Below are 20135 nucleotides of genomic sequence, written 5' to 3'. Positions count from 1 at the left end.
GGACTGCAAGCTAATTGGCAGAATAGGGCTATGACATCTGACGCAGCCGAAAAGCCTCTGGATTATTCCGAGGCGGTGCATCGACTCGCGGCGCTGGTCCCCGCCGGTGCGGTGATCAGCTACAAGGACGTAGCGGAACTACTCGGTAGCGGGGGAGCACGCCAGGCCGGAAAAGCGATGGCCAGCGCTCCGGCCGGGACGCCGTGGTGGCGGATCATCCGTTCCAACGGTTCCATGACCGAGGCACTTGCCGAAGCAGCAGAACAGCACTGGATTTCCGAGGGGCTGGCGGTGCCAGGTCGGCACGTGAACATGGCCAAAAACCGCTGGAACCCCAGCGAAACGGCCTGGGGAAAAATAGATGCACTGCGTGCCGCGTTGGGCAACCCCAAAATGTCCGAGATGGATGATCAACTATGAGTATGGAAGAAACCCGAACCCATTCCCGAGAGGACACCGCCAAGCTGCGTGGCCACCTGCATTCGGTGAAAAGCCCCGTGCTGGTCACCGGGGCGCCGGGTACGGGAAAAACCAGCCTGCTCATTGACACGGCGGTTGCGCATCTGGCCACCGGGCTTGACCCGCAGTCCCTGCTGATCGTTGGCCCAACTCGACTGACCGCAGCCTCGATCCGCGACGAGCTCAGCCGCCGAGCCGAGCGGACCTTCACCGAACCGGTGGTCCGCACCTGGTCGGCCTATGCCTTCGATTTGATCCGCCGTGCTCGCGTCGAAGGGCTCTTGCCCCAGCTTGAACGCGTTCTCCGACTGCTCTCCGGACCGGAACAGGACACCTTGATCGGGCACCTGCTGGAAGGCCATGCCGCGGGGCTTACCGAAGGGCCGCAGTGGCCAAGCGAGCTGGAACTGGCAGTGGAGACCCGCGGATTCCGCAAGGAAATCCGCGAGTTCTTCGACCGTGTCTCGGAGCTCGGTTTGGAACCTGCCGACATCGCAGACCTCGGCCAGAAAGCCAACCGCCCCGAATGGCACGCTGCGGCGCTGTTCTACCAGGAATACCGCGACCTGCTGGATTTGGGCAGTGCCGAGGCATTCGACCCGGCCGGACTGATTACCCGTGCAGCGGAAATCCTGGAAGACAACGAGGCCTTCCTGCACGCAGAACAGGATCGGCTGGCCCTGATCCTCGTGGACGACCTGCAAGAAGCCACCCTGTCGCAGCACCGCCTGCTGTCGCTGCTCGGCAAGGACCGCGCGCTGGTTGCTTTCGCAGCACCCGACAGCGTAGTCCAGGGATTCCGCGGTGCACGCACCGACGAATTGCACCGTTTCGCACAGAACTACGCGAGCACTGGCGAAGCAACGAGCCTTGAACTGACCCATGGTTATCGCATGTCTGGACCGATCACCGAGGCCTGGCAGCGCATCGTCAGCCGCGTACCGCTGGCAGCAGGCTTGAGCGGACGGGCCATCGAGCCGATGAACACCCCGGAGCATGCGCTCTGCCAGGGACTGGTCTTCGAGAATTCCACCTTGGAAGAACGGTTCATCGCCCAGCGGATCGTGCAGCTTAACCTCTTCGAAAACCGCAGCCTCGCCGATATTGCGATCGTGGTGCGCAACGGCTCGCAGGTGCGATCCTTCAGCCGATTCCTTGAAGGCCAGGGCATCGCGGTGCAAGTGCCACCAGCTGAAATTCCGTTAAAGGACGAGGGGGCGGTTCGCCCGCTGCTCGACCTGTTGTCATTGGCGTTCAGTGATTCTGTTGCGGATGATCCGCTGCTGATGCAGAACCTGCTGCTCTCGCGCTACGGGATGAGCACCGCGTTGGAAATTCGGCGGATCCGCCAGCTATTGCGCCAGCAGGAAGCCACGGCAGGCGGACGCCGCTCCAGCCAGGAACTGCTTGAAACCTGCCTGCGTGAACCGGCCATGGCCGAGAATCTGGGAAAGCCGGGGTACGGGCTGCAGCGCCTGCTGAAAATGTACGCTGCCCTGCAAGCGGAACTGGCCAGCGGAACCGCTACACCGGAAACCGCGCTCTGGGCAATGTGGGAAGCTTCGGGCCGTGCCAAAGCCTGGCGCGACGAGGCTCTGGGGGCCGGAACCGCCGCCCGCCGGGCTGACCGTGACCTGGACGCTGTCCTGTCGCTATTCCAAGCCGCAGAGCGTTTCGTGGACCAGCTCCCCGGAGCCAGCGTCCAGCAGTTCATTGAGCACATCCTGCACCAGGAACTGCCCATGGACTCATTGGCCACCCGCGCCGCCGGAGGGCAAACCGTCACGGTGCTCACCACCGCGGCAGCCGCAGGAAAGCAATGGCCGGTGGTGTTCATTCCGGGACTGCAGGAGGGCTCCTGGCCCAACCTGCGGCTTCGCGGCGAGCTGCTCGGCTCCAACGCGCTCGCCGATGCCGCGGAACACGGCATTGATTTCCTGGCCACGCGAACGCCAACGCAACTGGTGCGCCAAATCCGCAACGACGAATTGCGCAGCTTCAGCAATGCCGTCTCCCGTGCCGCCGACCAGCTGATCTGCACTGCGGTGGACAACGAGGACAGCCAGCCATCCTCCTTCCTGGACCTGGTCGAGCCGCCGGGGCCAGACGGGCGGAAACCTACTGCGGTTCCGCGCATCCGCTCGCTACCGACCCTGGTGGCTGAGCTGCGCAGCACCGCCGAAAGTGCCAAGGCAGCAAGCCTCGGGGCTGTGCCGGCCCCGGATGACGCCGATGCCCAGGGCCTGTACCATGACGCCGTCCACGTGCTGGGGCGCCTGGCCCGCGCGCAAATTCCTGTGCGCGGAGCGCATCCCGACACCTGGTGGGGACTGCGCGAGCTGTCCACCCAAGGCCCGGTGATTCCGGAGGACCAGCCCCGGCGGGTATCGCCATCCAAGGTGGAAACCCTGGTCAAATCGCCGCTGAACTGGTTCGTGCAAAGCGCCGGTGGCACCGCCGCCCACGATTTCGCGGCATCCCTGGGCACCCTGATCCACTCCATTGCCGAAGAGCACCCGGAGGCCAGCGGACACGAATATGAGCAGATCCTCGAACAGCGCTGGCCGGAACTGGAAAAACCGGAAAACTGGGAGGGCCAACGGGACTTCGACCGCGCCAACGCCATGCTCAAGAAGTTCGCAGCCTACTGCGTGACCATGCGCCAAGAAGGACGCGAATTGGTGGCCCGGGAAATGCCATTCCAGCTGGAAGTACCAGCCCCTGACGGCACGCAGATCCAGCTTCGCGGAATCATTGACCGCGTGGAAGCCGGCGCCGACGGGAACGTTCGGGTCGTGGACCTGAAAACAGGGTCCACCGCACCAACCAAGGACGCGACCTTGGAGCACCCGCAGCTGGGCGTCTACCAAACCGCAATCCAGCTGGGCGCATTGCAAGAGCACGAGGCAACTGCAGGGCTTTCCGATGAGCCGGCCGGCGCGTCCTTGGTCTACGTGGGTACCAGCACCAAGAGCGCCTCGGTGCGAGAGCAACCATCCATCGGCGAAGCGGACTGGGCCCGCACGCTCATCTTCGAAGCCGCCGCCCTGATGGGCAACAGCGAATTCATCACCCGGCACGTTTCCGGGGCCGCCGGGATCCTCGGCAACTGCACGCTGCCTGAAATCTGCCCGTTATGCGCCCAAGGACGACAGGTTACCGAACCATGAGCAATATCAGATTCACCCCGGAAGAGCTCTCAGCAGCGCTCGGCGAGCAATTCCCGCCCACCGCCCAGCAGTCCGAAATTGTCGCCGCGCCGCTGGAACCCATGCTGGTCATCGCCGGCGCCGGCTCGGGCAAGACCAAGACTATGGCGGACAAAGTCGTCTGGCTGGTCGCCAACCAGTTGGTCAGGCCGGAACAAATCCTCGGCGTGACCTTTACACGAAAGGCCGCCGGAGAGCTGTCGGTCCGCATCCGCGCCAAGATCGCCCAACTGGTGTCCACCGGGCTGCTCAGTGCCGAAGAAACCCGCGACTTCCTCGATCCTGCGGTATCCACCTACCACTCCTACGCCAACACGCTGGTCCAGGACCATGGGCTGCGGCTTGGCCTTGAGGAAGACAGCGCCTTGCTGGGCGCGGCCCAGTCGTGGCAGGTGGCGCACTCGGTGCTGGAACGGTACACCGGCAATTACGAGCATCTGAACAGCGCCACCAGCACGTTGATTGATGCCATCGTCTCCTTCAGTTCCGAAGCCTCCGAGCACCTGGTCACCGCACCACAGGCGCACCAGTGGATCGATCAGCTGGTGGCACGCCTGCGCAGCCTGCCGATGGACGCAGAAAAGCCGAAGAAGCCGACCCAGGCAGCCCTTAAGCTCATCGACAAGCTGGCCTCGCGTGCCACGATCGCCGAGCTTGCAGAGGAGTACGCGCAGGAAAAGAAGCGCCTCGGGGTGATGGACTATGGCGATTTGGTAGCCCACGCGGCGCGTATCGCCCAAGAGGTGCCGGCGGCTGCGCTCGCCGAACGGGAGAGCCACAAGGTGGTGCTGCTCGATGAATTCCAAGACACCTCGCACGCGCAGATGGTGCTCTTCTCGCAACTCTACGGCGAGGGCCATCCGGTTACCGCAGTAGGCGACCCCAACCAGTCAATCTACGGATTCCGCGGGGCCAGTGCCGGACAGCTGTTCCGATTCCCGGAAGTCTTCCCGATTGTCCGGGACACTGGCCGGGAAGTTGCCCATGTAAAGCACCTGACCATCGCATGGCGCAACACCGTCAACGTGCTTGCCGCAGCGAATAGCATCACCGCCGGCGGACCGCAGCATCAAGGTCCGGTCTCGGTCAAGCCTTTGGATTCCTCCGCGCATGCCAAGGCCGGCCGGGTGGTGCTCAACCGCTGTGCGACGGTTCGCGACGAAGCGGAAGCCATTGCGGACATGATTGTTGCCGAGAATCGGTCAACTTCCGAGCCGAAAACCAGTGCAGTGCTCTCGCGCAATCGCACCCAGCTGAGCATCATGGGCGAGGTGCTTGCCGAGCGCGGCATCAAGTACCAGCTCGTGGGACTTTCGGGATTGCTCAGCACCCCTGAGCTCACCGACCTGGTCGCATGCCTGCACGTGCTGGTGGACCCGCTGCGCTCGGATAAGCTCATGCGCCTGCTGGCAGGAGCCCGCTGGCGCCTGGGCGCCTCCGACCTGATGGCTTTCGCAGATTGGTCCCGCCAGCTGGAACGGCGGCGGGCCCGCGGCCTGCAGCCAGATCCGGCAGAAGACGAAGAAACGCCAACCCCGGACGAAGCAGCCGCTGAAGCTGCCCGCGCCGAACTCAACGATGCCGCTAGCCTTGTCGAAGCATTGGACTTCCTGCCCAAGGAAGGCTGGAAAAGCAATGACGGCCGGAGCATCAGCGCTGCCGGCTACGAACGGCTGGCTGCCTTGCGCGATGAATTGGCAAGCTTGCGGCTGCTGGCCAATGATGACCTGGAGACCCTGATTCGCGAGACCGAACGCGCCATGAACCTGGACATCGAGGTGGCCGCCCGCCCGTGGATTTCCCGCGACAAGGCACGCGCCAATCTCGACGCCTTCGCCGATGTGGTGCGCGAATACTGCCGCAATGCGCCACGAGTCGAGCTGGCTGGATTCCTGATGTGGCTGGAACAGGCCGCCGAAAAGGAAAAAGGCCTCCCGCTGCCCAGCGAAGATGCGGATCCGGCCGCTGTACAGTTGCTGACGGTTCATGCTTCCAAGGGATTGGAATGGGACATCGTGGCGGTGATGACCCTGAACGACGGGGTGTTCCCGGGTGCCAAGTCGGATCGCTGGACCAGCGGCGACAAGGCGCTGCCCTGGGAACTTCGTGGCGATGCCCGCGACCTGCCCCAATGGGACACCGAGCAGCCGGCCCTGAAGGAGCTGCTGGAAGCCGAATCGATCTTCAAGGACCAGGTCGAGGACCATCATATTGCTGAAGAACGCCGCCTGGCCTATGTCGCGGTAACCCGCGCCAAGTCCTTGCTGATTTGCAGCAGCAGCGTCTGGACGAGCACCCGCACCAAGCCCACCGAGGCCTCGGAATTCTTCAACTGCCTGCTTCCGCTGGCCGAAGGCGAAGACCCCCAGGCTGAAATCGGCCTCTGGGTGAAGGATGAGGAAGTTCCGGAACAAAACCCGAGCACGTTGACACCCCTCGAAGCGCTGTGGCCCTACGACCCGTTGGAAGGCCCCGTGGTCACCGGGGGAGTGCAGAAGACTCCCTATCCGTACTCACGCCGCAAAATCATTGCGGATGTGGCGGAGGATCTTGAATCCATTCCAGCCGACTATGAGCCGTTGACCGGTATTGGCCAGCAGTGGGCTGAAGAAGCGGAGAAACTTCTAGGCCAGCGAGAGTTCTTGGCTGTTCGTGAGCGCAGCATCGAGGTACCAGAGCATGTGCGAGCTTCATTGTTTGTCGAGCTGGCCGAAGACCCGGTAGGCGTGCTGGAAAACCTTCGGCGCCCGGTGCCACGTCGCCCGGGCCTGGCGGCACGGCGAGGTACCGCGTTCCACGCCTGGATCGAGGAGTTCTACGAGAAGACCTCCATGCTGGATCTGGGAGACTTGCAGGAACCAGCCGATGGCTATCTTGACGAGGCACTGGACCTCGAAGCTATGAAGGAAGCGTTCCTGGCGAGCGAATGGTCCAAGCTGCAGCCCGCCTACGTCGAGGTGCCCTTGGAGACCCGTGTGGGTCCGGTCGCTGTGCGCGGCCGCATAGATGCCGTCTTCCAGATGGATGACGGGACCTGGCTGATGCTGGACTGGAAAACGGGCCGGGTACCGAGCGGCAAGGATTTGAGGAGCAAGCTGGTCCAGCTCGCAGTGTATCGCTTGGGCTGGTCACGCCTGCACGGAATCCCGCTGGAGGAGATCAAGGCCGCCTTCTACTATGTGTCGGCGGGCATCACGATCCACGCGGAGCATCTCTCCGATGAGCAAGAACTGGAACAGATGATCAGCAGTGCATTCGAACAGCTCAACGGCTAGCGGCCGGAGGATGCCGGGAAGTGCCTACTTCCCGGCATCCTTGGCAGGCTCGTTCTCGTCTCGAGCAGGCGCCTGCGCGTCGGCTGTCCCATCTGCAGACGGCTGTGCTTCCGCTGACTCTTTCTCCTGATCGGCGTGCTTTTGCCCGGGCTCCTGCTTCGATGGGGTGCTGCTATCTGAACCAGCCTCGTCAGCATCCGCAGTTGGCTGATCCGCAGATTCTCCGGAATCCTGCTGGTCCTGTGGCGAGGCGCCCTGGGGCGTTGAGGAGTTCGGCGGTTCGGCGGCCAGGGCAGTGACCTTATCGGTGTTGATGCTTGGGGCGGTGATCGCCACCGGTTTTTCCGGAACCTTCTGGGACGAAGTTTCCGGCTGGGCAGCCAACGGACGCGGGGCCTCCACGACCGACAACGGCTGGCCGCCGTACTCGGCAATGTTCTGGTCCAGTTCTCGAAGCATCTCCTCGGCCTCGGCGATGCGTTCGTAGTCCTTGGAATCCAAGGACTTCACTAGCCACTGCGCCAAAGCGAATTCTGCGGCCAGCGCGGCGCGGCGCATGATGTGCGGATCGGCGGCCTTCCCGCGAGCTTCGACGTAGGCGGAGAACACGCGCTCGCTGAAGCTCTGGTCTTCGATGGCTGAGAGCCAAGCGAAGTCATCTGCTGGGTCGCCGACATGCAAATCGGTCCACCCTTTGACCGCAGTGATGCTGGAATGCGAAATCTGCAACTGCTCTTCATCGAAGTCGCCGTGAACTACGGCAGCGTTGAAACGCCACAGTGCCACGTCCTCCATGGCGTGTTCCCAGCGGCGCAGCAAACGGCTTGGCACCTTGCCGGTCGCCGCTGCGGTATCCAGCTCGTTGAGCTTGCGCTGGCGGATCTCGTCGGCGGTATAGGTCGGCAAACCTGCAACTTCGACTGCTTCATCGGGAATCTGGTGGATGGCAGCCATGCAATTGCCCAAGGACTTGGCCAGGTTGCTGCCCACATCAACCAGTTCGTCGAGGCTAGGAACATGACCGGGCATGTCCTTGTAGACAAAGGTCCGCAGTGGGCCCTGGCGCACTGTACCGGCTACGGCTGGCAAGGAAAAAGGCAGTGAAGCGCGGACCTTGGCTGAAAAAGCGCGCAAGGCCGAAAGTTCGGCTTCCAAGCGCATGCTTGCTTCATCGTGGCGAGGTGAACGGACGCGCCAGCGATGCTTGAGTGCGTCGACGACCAATGCTGAATCAAAGTCTTCCGCATCGTCGGACAGCGCCGCGAAGCCAACCGGGGTCAATCCGGGGACGGCGGCGGTGGCAATTGCGGCGAGTTCCATGGCAGTGCGTTTCACAAGTTCCACCGTATGCGAGATTCGCTTTTCTATCGTTGAATGACGCACGGAATATGGCGGGATTCACCGGCAACGTTCAGAGTTGCGATGAATCTCATTCATCAACTGCAATCCACAATGAGAATGCATCAAGATTCTGGGGTGTAATGTGCATTAGGTTAGAGGTATGGCTCTGGCAGAAATTTATCGAACCCCGCTTACCGGACTTCACTTCGGGCAGTCGCTGATCGAGCGACCGCTGACCGAAAAGCAGGATCCGACGCTTGTGCCGAACCTGTTGAATCAACCCAGTACCAAGGTGCTGCTGATCAGTGGCGGTGGCGCGGCAACTTCCGGAACTGAACTCTTCTTCCTCGACGGAACGCAGTATCGTGCGAAAGACTCTGAACGCCAGGTGTATTTGGGGCGCGCGGCAGGCACCGAATACGTGTTGGCTATCGTTGATGCCGAAGATTATGCCACCAGTGGTATTGACCGCTGGGTGACCTTGCGTGAAAGTTTCACCGTGCTTCGCGAACTGCATGCAGAACTTTTCGTGGAAGCGCAAGCGATCGCCAACTGGATTCGTTCGGAGAAGTTTTGTCCGCGTTGCGGATCGCCAGTCGTGGCAGCCACCTTCGGCTGGGGCCAGCGCTGCGTAGAGAATGACCACGAGCTTTTTCCACGCACCGACCCGGCAATCATTGCCTCGGTGATAGACAGCCAAGATCGACTTCTGCTGGGATCCAATGCCGCCTTCAAGCACCGGATGTATTCGGTGCTGGCAGGATTTGTCGAGGCGGGGGAGTCCCTGGAGTCTGCCGTGCGCCGCGAGATTTATGAGGAATCTGGCGTGCGCGTTGGTGATGTCGCCTACCGTGGTTCCCAGCCTTGGCCAATGCCGCGTTCTCTGATGCTTGGCTTCGCGGCTGAAGCCCTGAGCGAAGAGCTGGTTCCCGACGGCGCAGAAATCATGGACCTTCGCTGGTTCACACGAGCTGAACTGCGTGAGGCCTTGGAATCAGGAACAATAGATATACCGCGTGGAGTCTCGATAGCCCACGCATTGATCCGTACGTGGTACGGCGAACCCCTTCCGGAGGCCCTGAGCAAGTGACCGAATACGACAATCCGCCAGCAACCGATTTGCTAGCGGGACTGGATGCTGAACAGCGGCAAGCAGCTGAAACCCTCAGCGGTCCACTGTGTATTCTGGCAGGCGCAGGAACCGGAAAGACCAGGGCCATTACCCACCGGATTGCCTACGGCGTGCATACCGGCATCTACAACCCGACCAGCGTTCTGGCTCTGACCTTCACCACTCGTGCTGCCGCGGAAATGCGCACCCGCTTGCGTCAGCTCGGCGCCCCCGGCGTGCAGACGCGAACGTTCCACGCGGCGGCGTTGCGCCAGCTGCAGTACTTCTGGCCGCAGGCCATTGGCGGAACCCTGCCGAACCTGGTTGAGCATAAGGCCCCGTTGATCGCAGAAGCAGCGCGTCGCCTGCGCATTTCCAGCGACCGTGCCATGGTCCGTGATCTTGCTGCCGAAATCGAGTGGGCCAAGGTGTCCATGCACACACCTGAGAGCTATGCCAAGATCGCAGCATCCCGCGAACTGCCCAACGGTCTTGAATCAGTCAGCATGGCTCGAATCTTCCAGACCTACGAAGAGCTTAAAGATGACCGCGGTGTGATCGACTTCGAGGATGTGCTGCTGCTGACCATTGCGATTCTGGAAGACAACGAAAAAGTCGCAGCCAGTGTACGCCAGCAGTACCGCCACTTTGTCGTGGACGAGTACCAGGACGTGTCGCCGCTGCAGCAGCGGCTCCTGGATCTCTGGCTCGGACAACGCAACGAGCTGTGCGTGGTGGGCGATGCCTCCCAGACCATTTACTCGTTTACCGGTGCGCGCCCTGACTACTTGCTGAACTTCAGTGCACGCTTCCCGGAGGCGAAAGTCGTGAAGCTGGTCCGCGATTACCGTTCCACACCTGAAGTGGTCAATTTGGCTAACAAGGTGCTGGCTAACCGGCGCATTGAATCCCAGGTCCCAGACCGCCATGTCACCTGGCCAGAACCGCTGGAACTCATCGCGCAACGCGACCACGGTCCAGCCCCCGAATTCTTTGAAGCGACTGACGACGAAAACGAAGCCGTTGAAGTCGCACAGCGGATCAAGCAGCTGCTCAAAAACGGCCAGGACATTTCCGAAATTGCCATCCTGTACCGCACCAACGGACAGTCCCAGGCCTTTGAGCAGGCTCTGACGGGACATTCCATTCCCTATGTGATGCGTGGCGCAGAACGATTCTTCTCCCGCCGCGAGGTGAAGGAAGGCATGCTCGCGCTGCGGGCCGGCTTGAGTGTTGCCGCGGATGCTCCGGTCGCGCAGATGGTACGCGATATCCTTTCCTCGCATGGCTACTCGGTGAACGCTCCGAGTGGCGGCACCGGTGCAGTGCGCCAGCGTTGGGAGTCGATGTCGGCACTGGTTCGCCTGGCCGATGAAGTCGTTGCTTTCAAGAAAGAACAGGACATCGATGCCACGCTGCACGATGTGGTCAAGGAGCTCGAAGACCGCGCGGCGATCCAGCACGCGCCGACGCTAGATGGCGTCACTTTGGCGTCCTTCCATGCGGCTAAGGGGTTGGAGTGGGACGCCGTATTTCTTGTCGGGTTGAACGAAGGCTTGGTCCCGATTTCCTATGCCAAGGATCAAGCGGGCTTCGACGAAGAACGGCGCTTGCTGTACGTGGGCATTACCCGTGCACGGAAGCACCTGTACCTGTCCTGGTCGCTTGCCAGGACGCCGGGTGGACGTGCGCACCGTTACCCATCGCGATTCTTGGATGGGATTAAATCAGTACGCCAAGCCAGCAGCAGGCAGCAGACCAGCTATCGCAAGCGTGAACAGAAAATCACGCCAGCCGTCTGCATGACCTGCGGCTCGTTCTTGACCAGTGCGAAGGAGCGGAAGCTCAAGCGTTGCGCCTCATGCCCGGCTGCTTATGATGAGGCACTGTTCGAGGACTTGCGTGAATGGCGATCGGAAGTTGCCCAGTCCAATGCGGTCCCCGCTTTCGTCATCTTCACCGATGCAACCCTCATGTCTATCGCGGAGCACCAGCCGGATTCAATCCAGGGATTGTCGAAGATTCCAGGAGTGGGTCGCAGCAAGCTTGAACGATATGGCGAGGCGGTATTGGCGGTCGTTGGCGAGCGCCGCGCCTAGGGTTCTCCACAGCCGGTGTACCAGAGGCGAAGTGCTTCGGGCCCCGGGCTTAGCTTAATGAGATGACTCAGTGGGTGGATAGGAGGATCCGCTTCACTGCCATAATCGAGGAATGGGGCGCTGTGCCATGCCAGCTTTTCCAAATACTGTCGACTTCGTAGCGCCGGACGAAATTCCCGTGCGGATTCTCCGTTCAGCCAAGCGCAAGAAAACTATTTCATCCCAATGGCGCGATAATCGGCTGATTATCCAGGTTCCTGCGGCGCTGGACGAAAGAACGGAACGTGCCTTCGTTGAAGAGATGATCGCGAAGTATCGCAAGGGACGCCAGGCACGCACAGCTGGTCTTACCGATGACGCGCTGGCTCGCCGTGCTGCGTCACTCGACCAGCAGTACTTTGCCGGCAAGGCCGCGCCGCAATCGGTGCGCTGGGTAGCCAACCAGAACAAGCGCTGGGGCTCGGCTTCATATCGGCAGCGCAGCATCCGCTTATCGATCACGTTGCAGCATATGCCCAGCTGGGTGCAGGACTATGTGCTCGTCCATGAATTAGCGCATCTCGTGGCTCCTAGTGCCGGCCACGGACCAGGATTCCAGGCGTTGCTGAACCGATTCGAACGCAGAGCGCATGCGGATATTTTCTTAGAGGCCTTTCACGCCGGATACAACGCCCACGCCAAGGAACTGGGCCGTGACGAAGATGAGCTGTCCGGTTTCGGCCATGACGAGGAACAGTAGTCCAACACAAAAAGGAGGGGTGTGCACGTGTGCACATCCCTCCTTCGATGTCTTAGCCTAGTCAGCTCTTTGGATTCTCTGGCTTGCCAGGATCGTCGTCCTCGGAATCGGATTCGACATTGTCGAAACCGCCGTCCAAGAGCTTGCCCAACGCCGCGTCGAAGTCATCGAACTCGGTTGCGGCAACTTCACGGCGATGCGTAAACCCCTTGGGATCGGTGAGATCTTCTGCAGTAGGCATCAGGTCAGGGTGGTCCCATACGGCGTCACGGCCGTCGATACCACGCTCATCGTACAGATGCTCCCAGAGTGCAGCCGCTTCACGAAGCTTGCGCGGGCGCAGTTCAAGGCCAACCAGAGATGCGAAAGCGGTCTCCGCCGGACCACCGGATGCACGGCGGCGACGCATCGTCTCGCGCAGGTGGCCGGCAAATGGCAAGTTCTGGGCAGCCAAGGAAACTACGTGGTCAACCCAGCCTTCGATCAATGCCAACGTCAGCTCGAGGTTCTCAAGAGCTTTCTCCTGGGCTGGGGTGCGCTGCGGGGTGAATATCCCTTCGCCCAGCATCGACTGCAGGGCTTCCGGGTTGGACGGATCAATGCCGCGTACGGCATCTTCGATTCGCGACATGTCGATGTGGATGCCGCGAGCGTAGGATTCGACGGCGCCAATCAACTTGGAGCTCAGCCATGGCACCCGGTTGAACAATCGCGTATGTGCCTTCTCGCGGAGAATCACATACAGCAGGACTTCCTGCTCGGGGATTTCAAGGCCGTCGCCAAACTTGCTGACATTGGTCGCGATAATTCCGGGAGTGGTTCCTGCCAGCGGCAAGCCGATATCGGTGCCGCCAAGAACATCGGTTGCCAAGCCGCCCAAAGCAGTACCCAGCTGCATGCCGAACATGCTGGCCCCGAGGTTGCGGAACATGCCATCGGCGTTGCCGAGCATGCCCTTCATCTCTTCGGGAATCTGGTCTTTCATCGCGGTGGTGATGGCCTTGGCCACGGACTCGGCAACAGGTTCGGTGACCTGCTTCCACGTGGCCAAAGTCTTGTCGTACCATCGTTTGCGAGTCCACACCTCTGTCGCGTGGCCGTTCGACTCGAACACCGTGGCGTTATCCAGCCACAATCCCGACAGGTTTGAAGCATCGCTGATGGCGCTGTTCCGCGCTTCGGAAACAGCAGGATCATCGCTGGCATATGCCTGCAACGCTGTGTCGGATGCAAGCTTCCAGTTCACCGGACCAGAAGAAGCGTTATTGCTCATCATCGCGGACATCATGGCCTGGGCCTGCTGCATCATTTTCTGCATCGCAGCCGGATCGCCTTGAGCGCCAAGGGCATCACGAAGCTGCGGCGGGAGGTCATTCGGGTCGAATCCGCCACCGAAGAGCTGACCAAACATCGCAGAAAATGGGTCCTGCGGATTGTTTTCGTCGTCATCGCCGTTTGGGCGGTTGTTCGGGGGGTTCTGTGCCATGCCTTTAAAACTACCGCGAGCGCCTGATAGTTCCCATGAATCTGGGCTCCAGTTCGCTTTCGGCACATCGAATACGCCTTGGTGCTGATGTTTTTAGACCCATGGCTTCAGTAGGCTAAGAGTGGGGATGTCTGCGAGGACGGATCCGCGTATTTTTTGACAGTTGGCGGGAGCAAGATCAGTGCACGTACGGGAACCACAAGACTCGACTCAGGAGCCAGGTAATTCCGGCCGTGCTCCTCAAGGTTCCAAAACCATGAAACGCACCAGTTCCGGCATCGTTGCACTGCTCCTGATCGGCGTAATGATGTTTCTCCCCACGCATTTCATGATCCGATCGCCGGGCCCCGTGTTCAACACGTTGGGCGAGGACAATGGACACGATGTGGTGTCCATCAAGGGGGCCGAATCATACCCTTCGGACAGTGTCTTGGACCTGTTGACCATTTATGTCCAGGGTGGCGGGCAGAACCGGATTACCATTCCTGTCGTGCTCGAAGCACTGATTAATCCGGCCAAGGATGTCGTCCCCGAAGAAACGATTATTTCCCGTGGAGTCTCCTCGGAAGAAAAGAATGAGCAAAACGATTTCCTGATGACTTCTTCGCAGGACTTGGCTGTAGCGGCGGCGTTGACCGAGCTCGGCAAAGACTTCACCGAATGGCTGACAGTCGCGGACTTCTCCGCCGACACGAATGAAAAGGTGCTGGAACCGAAGGACCGCTTGCTGGAGTTCGAAGGGGAGAAGATTACTTCGCTGGAGCAGCTGAAGGAGAGCCTGAACGACCACGGGGCAAAACCAGCAACCCTTACCGTCGGCCGACCGGATAAGCATGGTGTCTACAGCAATGTGGACGTCACCGTCCATACCAAAGAGGCCGAGAATGGCGAACGCCAGTTGGGTGTCTTCTTGGGTAGTGAATACGAGTTCCCCATCGACGTGAGTTTCGGGTTGGAAAACGTAGGCGGTCCGAGCGCCGGGATGATGTTTGCCTTGGCGATCATTGACCGCTTGACTGAAGGCTCGCTGGCGGGGGACCACCACATTGCCGGCACCGGCGAAATTTCTGCCGGTGGTGCGGTCGGTCCAATCGGTGGCATAGCCCAGAAGATGGTGGCAGCCAAGAACAATGGGGCGACGGTGTTCTTGGCACCAGCCGATAACTGTGCTGAAGTCATTGGCCGAGTTCCCGCCGGACTCGATGTCATCAAGGTAGCGACCCTGTCGGAGGCCCGCCATGCCTTAGAGAAAATCGCCAAGGGGCAAGACCCGGCGACTTTCACGACATGCGAATAGATTTAGCCGTGCATCAAAGGAAGAATTGATGCAAGGAAACCAATCTCGTGCATAACGCCCGTTCATGAATTAGGTACACGAGTTCTCCCGTTGGAAACGGCGGGAAGAACCCAAAGTAAGGAATAGATAGTGTCATTCGGATCGGATAGTCCGTTCGGGGGTCCTCCGCGACCCCAAGAGCCACAACGACCTTCCAACCCTTCAGGCAAGAAAGCGTCGCCGCTGACCCTGACCATCTTCGCGGTGGTCATCCTCGTCGCGGTCTTCGTTTTCTTGTCGAATTTCTACGCTGATATCCTCTGGTTCAACCAGCTGGGTTTCTCCGAGGTCTACTGGACTGAGCGGATCGCCAAACTAGTGATCTTCCTGATCGCTTTGGTGTTGATGGCAGTTCCCATGTGGTTCTCGATGCGCAGTGCCTACAAGCACCGCCCGGTCTATGCACCCAACTCGAACCGTCCCGATTCCATGTCGCGCTACCAGGCCCAGTTGGAACCAGTGCGCCGTTTCCTGATGGTGGGCATTCCACTGGTGATTGGCATTTTCGCCGCCGTTGCCGTGGCAGGACAGTGGCAGACGATCTTGCTGTTCTTCAACCAGGTCGGTTTCGGAAGCACTGACCCCCAGTTCAATATGGATCTGGGCTTCTTTGTCTTCTCCCTTCCCTTCATTGCGCTGGTCAACGGCTTCTTGATCTCGGTCGTGCTGCTCAGCGGCGTGGCCGGTCTGCTGACCCACTACCTCTACGGCGGAATCCGTGTCGAAGAACGCGGTGGCATTACTGTTGGCAAGGCTGCTCGCGTGCACACCGCAGTTGTTGTCGGAATCTTTCTGCTCTTCCAGGCCGTGAACTTCTGGATCGGCCAGTACGAGACCCTCACTGACCAGTCAGGCCGTGTCGCCGGTGCGCTGTACAAGGATGTCCATGCAGTCATCCCGGCGCAGATGATTCTGGCCATCGTGGCGATCCTGATCGCCATCACCTTCGTGATTGCGGCGATCAACGGGCGTTGGCGCTTGCCATTGATTGGCACCGCCATGCTGGTAGCAACGATGATTGTTGCCAGCGGCGTCTACCCGTTCCTAGTCCAGCAGTACAAGGTGGTCCCTTCGCAGAAGGCGCTGGAGAGCGAGTACATTGAGCGCAATATCGAGATGACTCGTTTGGCATTCGGCCTGGATGACGTGGAAGTGACCGACTACGACGCAAAGATCTCGACCGAGAAGAATGCGCTGGCGAAGGAAACTGCCACCACCGCGAACATCCGTCTGCTGGATCCGAACCTGGTTTCGGCTGCTTTCGCACAGCTGCAGCAGTTCCGTGGCTACTACACCTTCGCCGAGACCCTGAACGTTGATCGCTACGAGATCGACGGCAAGGTGGAAGATACCGTTATTGCCGCCCGTGAAGTGAACGTCGATCCAACCGACACCTGGGTGAACCAGCACATCAACTACACCCACGGCTACGGCCTGGTGGCCGCATACGGCAACCGTGTCGCTGCCGGTGGTCGTCCGGACTTCATGCTCGGTGGCATCCCGACCTCTGGTGATTTGATCACCGACAAGGAATACGAACCGCGGATCTACTTCGGTGAGAATTCTCCGTCCTATTCGATTGTGGGCGGACCGGATGAGGGATGGACCGACCAGGAGCTTGACCGCCCGGGTACCGGTGGCGAGAACCAGGACACCCGCTATACCTTCAAGGGCGATGGCGGTCCGAACGTTGGCAACTTGTTCAACCGCCTGGTCTACGCACTGAAGTTCGCCTCCACCGACCTGTTGCTCTCACAGAACGTCAATAGCGAATCGCAGATCCTGTACGATCGCGACCCTCGCGATCGTGTCAGCAAGGTTGCACCGTACCTCACGTTGGATTCCCAAGCGTACCCTGCCATTGTCGATGGCCGGGTGCAGTGGATCATCGATGGCTACACGACCTCGAATGACTTCCCATATTCCCAGCAGCAGCAGCTGGATTCGGCAGTGACCGACTCGCTGACCAACGCGCAGGATCTGTCGCTGACCGGTCGCGTGAACTACTTGCGCAACTCGGTGAAGGCCACCGTCGACGCCTATGACGGATCGGTCAAACTCTACGCCTGGGACACCGAAGATCCAATCCTGCAGTCTTGGCAGAAGATCTTCCCTACGGCCCTGAACCCGCTGGATGATATGTCCGCTGAGCTGATGGAGCACGTGCGCTATCCGGAGGACATGTTCAAGGTGCAGCGTGAAGTGCTGACCACATACCACGTGGACAACCCGGATGCGTTCTACGAGTCCAACGATGCGTGGGCCGTGCCGGACGATCCAACCTCGTCTGCTGCCGGCGTGAAGCAGCCGCCATACTTCATGTCCTTGAAGATGCCTACCCAGGACGAAGCGTCGTTCTCGCTGACCTCGACCTTCATCCCGGCTGCGGCAGCCAATGGCCAGCAGCGCAACGTGCTCTTCGGCTTCCTATCGGCGAATGCCGATGCCGGCTCCACGCCGGGGGAGAAGGCCGACGACTACGGCAAGCTGCGGCTGCTTGAGCTGCCACGAGACACTGCCGTTCCTGGCCCGGGTCAGGCGCAGCAGAACTTCGATACCAACACCCGTGTGACCACCGAACTGAACCTGCTGCGCCAGGGTGCCTCGGAAGTAAAGAACGGCAATCTGCTGTCCTTGCCAGTTGGCGGCGGTATCCTCTACGTCCAGCCTGTATACGTCCAGTCTTCGGGCCAGACTAGCTACCCTACCTTGCGCAAGGTTCTGGTTTCCTTCGGTGACAAGGTCGGCTTCGCCGACACGCTGGCTGAAGCACTGGATGAAGTCTTTGGTGGCGATTCCGGTGCGGTAACCGGTGAGACCGAAGGCGTGTCGCCGAGCGAAGACCCTGAAGGCGAGGCCGAACCGACCCAGACCGATACCGAGAAGCTGACTGAAGCTCTGGCGGATGCGAACGAAGCCATCAAGAATGGTCAGGAAGCATTGGCCAAGGGCGACTTCGGCGCTTACGGTGAATCGCAGAAGCAGCTGGAGGACGCCTTGAACCGTGCGATGGAGGCAGATGCTGCCATCAACGGCACCGAGGTTGAGGGGGACGTGAAACTGGACGAAGGCCAGAATAACGATGCCTCCCAGTCGCCAGCGCCAACCGATGGCGCTGAAGGCTAGGAATAGCAGTAACTGCCGATTTGCTTTCACACCGCGATGATGCAAGAATTGTCTAGTCATCGCGGGGTGGAGCAGTTCGGTAGCTCGCCGGGCTCATAACCCGGAGGTCAGAGGTTCAAATCCTCTCCCCGCCACGAATGGCAAAATGGAGATCCGAAAGGATCTCCATTTTGCGTTAACCTGAAACTCTCCAGCCACCGAACCCAGAGGACGCCCGGGAGGCAATTGGGGGGTCTGGGCTCTGGACGCGTCGCTAATCCGTACGCAGGGAGATCGTCTGGTGGCACAAGACAACGTCTCTCTGACGCCACCCCGCGGTCGATGTATGCCCGTTACACGGCTACGGGCAAGGACATCGGCAGATGCATTTGCTTTCCCAGGTCCGAGCACGGCCGCTCGCAAACTTGCGGGCCGGGTGCAGTCAGTGCAAGAAATATGGGCAGCACCGCAGAATAATTCGGGTCAGGTGAGGCATTCGAGCGGAGTGGGATTAAGGACACGCTTTTCGATTCGCTATTGAGTTAAACAGTTGGTAAAGTTGTATTTACCGACGCGGGGTGGAGCAGTTCGGTAGCTCGCCGGGCTCATAACCCGGAGGTCAGAGGTTCAAATCCTCTCCCCGCCACGAAAGTGGAAACGGAGATCCGAAAGGGTCTCCGTTTTCTTTGTCTTGGCAGCTTGGCGCCGCCGGATCACGGCCAGTCGTCGATCAGACCCGCGAAATCAGTAACTCCGATCTCTGCCCCGCCGCGAGTCGGTGCGATTGGCCACCTGGTTCCCGACAGCTAATTCTCTTGCAGGCCTACCAGGTGCATCTGAAAAGATCCTTCGTTACCCGCTCATGCTGTGTGGGACTGGTGCATTGTTCGATGCCTTCAGAATGCTGGATCTTTGCGTGAGCAAGCGCACTTCCTCAGGATTGGCCAAGTCATTCACCGATTGGTAAAGTTGTATTTACCGACGCGGGGTGGAGCAGTTCGGTAGCTCGCCGGGCTCATAACCCGGAGGTCGGAGGTTCAAATCCTCTCCCCGCCACGAAAGTGGAAACGGAGATTCGAAAGAGTCTCCGTTTCTTGTTTAATCATCATAAGCAATTGGCTGGCATGCTTGCGCACTACCAGCCAATTGACTATATCCCGTTATTCGAGTTCCTAGCTCTCCAAAGTACCAGCCTGCTTGGCCTTCAGAGCCGCCAGACGAGCTTCAACTTCGGTCTGCTCACCCAGATCTTCCAGGGACTCGAACTGGGCGTCCAGGCTTGACGCCTGCAATTCTGCAGCACCGCGGACTCGGGCTTCTTCGCGGCGAACCTTTTCCTCGAAGCGGCCGATCTCGCTGGATGGATCCATGATGTTCACGGATTTGATGGCTTCGTTGACCTGGTTCTGAGCGTGAGCCGACTTGGCGCGGGCGACCAGCTCGTCGCGCTTGCTGGCCAACTCTGTGCGCTTTTCCTTCATCATGTTCAAACCGCTCTTGAGCTTGTCCACGATTTGGCGCTGCGATGTAATCGTTGGCTCTGCAGTCTTCATCTCGGACTCGGCCTGCATCTGGCGCTGGATGGCGACCTTAGCCAAGTTGTCGAACTTCGCGGCATCATCTGCCTTGCCTGCGGAGCGGAATTCCTCCGCCTTGTTGGACGCTGCCAGTGCTTTGGCACCCCACTCGGAAGCTGCCTGCTCGTCCTCGCGGTAGTCGTCTTCCAGCATGCGCAGGTTGCCGATGGTCTGGGCAATCGCCTGCTCTGCTTCAGCGATATTGTCGTTGTAGTCGCGCACCATCTGATCCATCATTTTCTGAGGGTCTTCAGCTGCGTCGAGCATCGCATTGATGTTGGCCTTGGCCAGCTGGGAAATGCGTCCGAAGATTGACTGCTTGATCATGGTTGGACCTTTCTGTCCGTCAGGAAAAACATTAGGTACTTCAAAACAACTAGTGAATCTATTCCGGCAAA

At 60.0% G+C, this 20135-nt stretch carries 11 protein-coding genes and 3 tRNA genes; 11 read left to right on the top strand and 3 right to left on the bottom strand.

Annotated features, from left to right (window positions below; genetic code table 11):
- Window positions 1–30: 30 nt before the first annotated feature.
- From ACR9WD_RS10655 to ACR9WD_RS10645, 3 genes are read left to right on the top strand one after another with little or no spacing between them, the layout of a single operon-like run.
- Entirely contained in the window at window positions 31–420 is a 390-nt protein-coding gene (locus tag ACR9WD_RS10655) for an MGMT family protein (RefSeq protein WP_038990579.1), read from the top strand.
- Window positions 417–3629 (top strand): ATP-dependent helicase, encoded by a 3213-nt coding sequence (locus ACR9WD_RS10650; protein WP_434922059.1) that lies wholly within the window; start codon window positions 417–419, stop codon window positions 3627–3629. The genes ACR9WD_RS10655 and ACR9WD_RS10650 overlap by 4 nt, the downstream gene beginning before the upstream one ends.
- Window positions 3626–6943: an ATP-dependent helicase gene (locus tag ACR9WD_RS10645; RefSeq protein ID WP_434922058.1), complete on the top strand. Its 3318-nt coding sequence runs from the start codon at window positions 3626–3628 to the stop codon at window positions 6941–6943. The genes ACR9WD_RS10650 and ACR9WD_RS10645 overlap by 4 nt, the downstream gene beginning before the upstream one ends.
- A 24-nt stretch (window positions 6944–6967) precedes the next feature.
- Here the strand turns inward: ACR9WD_RS10645 and ACR9WD_RS10640 are convergent, their stop codons facing one another.
- Window positions 6968–8263 carry a phosphotransferase gene (locus tag ACR9WD_RS10640; protein WP_434922057.1) on the bottom strand — a complete coding sequence of 432 codons (1296 nt, stop codon included), beginning with the start codon at window positions 8261–8263 and terminating at the stop codon, window positions 6968–6970.
- Between the two features lie 181 nt (window positions 8264–8444).
- Between ACR9WD_RS10640 and nudC the strand changes: the two genes are divergently transcribed.
- The 3 genes from nudC (at window position 8445) to ACR9WD_RS10625 (ending at window position 12233) form a co-directional block, all read left to right on the top strand.
- Window positions 8445–9374, top strand: a complete 930-nt coding sequence (gene nudC, locus ACR9WD_RS10635) for an NAD(+) diphosphatase (RefSeq protein ID WP_073705982.1) — start codon at window positions 8445–8447, stop codon at window positions 9372–9374.
- Window positions 9371–11494 (top strand): ATP-dependent DNA helicase UvrD2, encoded by a 2124-nt coding sequence (locus ACR9WD_RS10630; RefSeq protein ID WP_073705983.1) that lies wholly within the window; start codon window positions 9371–9373, stop codon window positions 11492–11494. Before nudC ends, ACR9WD_RS10630 begins: the two co-directional genes overlap by 4 nt.
- Before the next feature lie 127 nt (window positions 11495–11621).
- The gene (locus tag ACR9WD_RS10625; RefSeq protein WP_158024644.1) at window positions 11622–12233 is read left to right on the top strand and encodes a M48 family metallopeptidase; all 612 of its coding nucleotides are present in this window, start codon (window positions 11622–11624) and stop codon (window positions 12231–12233) included.
- 61 nt (window positions 12234–12294) lie between these two features.
- Here the strand turns inward: ACR9WD_RS10625 and ACR9WD_RS10620 are convergent, their stop codons facing one another.
- Window positions 12295–13719, bottom strand: coding sequence for a zinc-dependent metalloprotease (locus ACR9WD_RS10620; protein WP_434922056.1), 1425 nt, complete (start codon window positions 13717–13719; stop codon window positions 12295–12297).
- Window positions 13720–13975: 256 nt separating this feature from the next.
- On the opposite strand from ACR9WD_RS10620, the gene ACR9WD_RS10615 reads away from it, so the two are divergent.
- From ACR9WD_RS10615 to ACR9WD_RS10595, 5 genes are all read left to right on the top strand, one after another.
- Window positions 13976–15016 carry a S16 family serine protease gene (locus ACR9WD_RS10615; protein ID WP_073705985.1) on the top strand — a complete coding sequence of 347 codons (1041 nt, stop codon included), beginning with the start codon at window positions 13976–13978 and terminating at the stop codon, window positions 15014–15016.
- 129 nt (window positions 15017–15145) lie between these two features.
- Entirely contained in the window at window positions 15146–18181 is a 3036-nt protein-coding gene (locus ACR9WD_RS10610; RefSeq protein WP_052253641.1) for a UPF0182 family membrane protein, read from the top strand.
- 60 nt (window positions 18182–18241) lie between these two features.
- Window positions 18242–18315 (top strand) — tRNA-Met (locus tag ACR9WD_RS10605).
- 417 nt (window positions 18316–18732) lie between these two features.
- Window positions 18733–18806: transfer RNA gene (locus ACR9WD_RS10600), tRNA-Met, on the top strand.
- Window positions 18807–19142: 336 nt separating this feature from the next.
- Window positions 19143–19216: transfer RNA gene (locus ACR9WD_RS10595), tRNA-Met, on the top strand.
- A gap of 116 nt (window positions 19217–19332) precedes the next feature.
- On the opposite strand, the gene ACR9WD_RS10590 is transcribed toward ACR9WD_RS10595, so the two are convergent.
- On the bottom strand, window positions 19333–20064 hold the full coding sequence (locus ACR9WD_RS10590; protein WP_038990570.1) for a PspA/IM30 family protein: 732 nt from the start codon (window positions 20062–20064) through the stop codon (window positions 19333–19335).
- Window positions 20065–20135 lie beyond the last annotated feature (71 nt).

Origin of the sequence: Glutamicibacter sp. PAEs-4, from assembly GCF_051161755.1 — a bacterium.
GTDB lineage: Bacteria > Actinomycetota > Actinomycetes > Actinomycetales > Micrococcaceae > Glutamicibacter > Glutamicibacter nicotianae.
The sequence above is the reverse complement of the archived record's forward strand: the minus strand, read 5'-3'. Positions and strand labels throughout refer to the sequence as shown.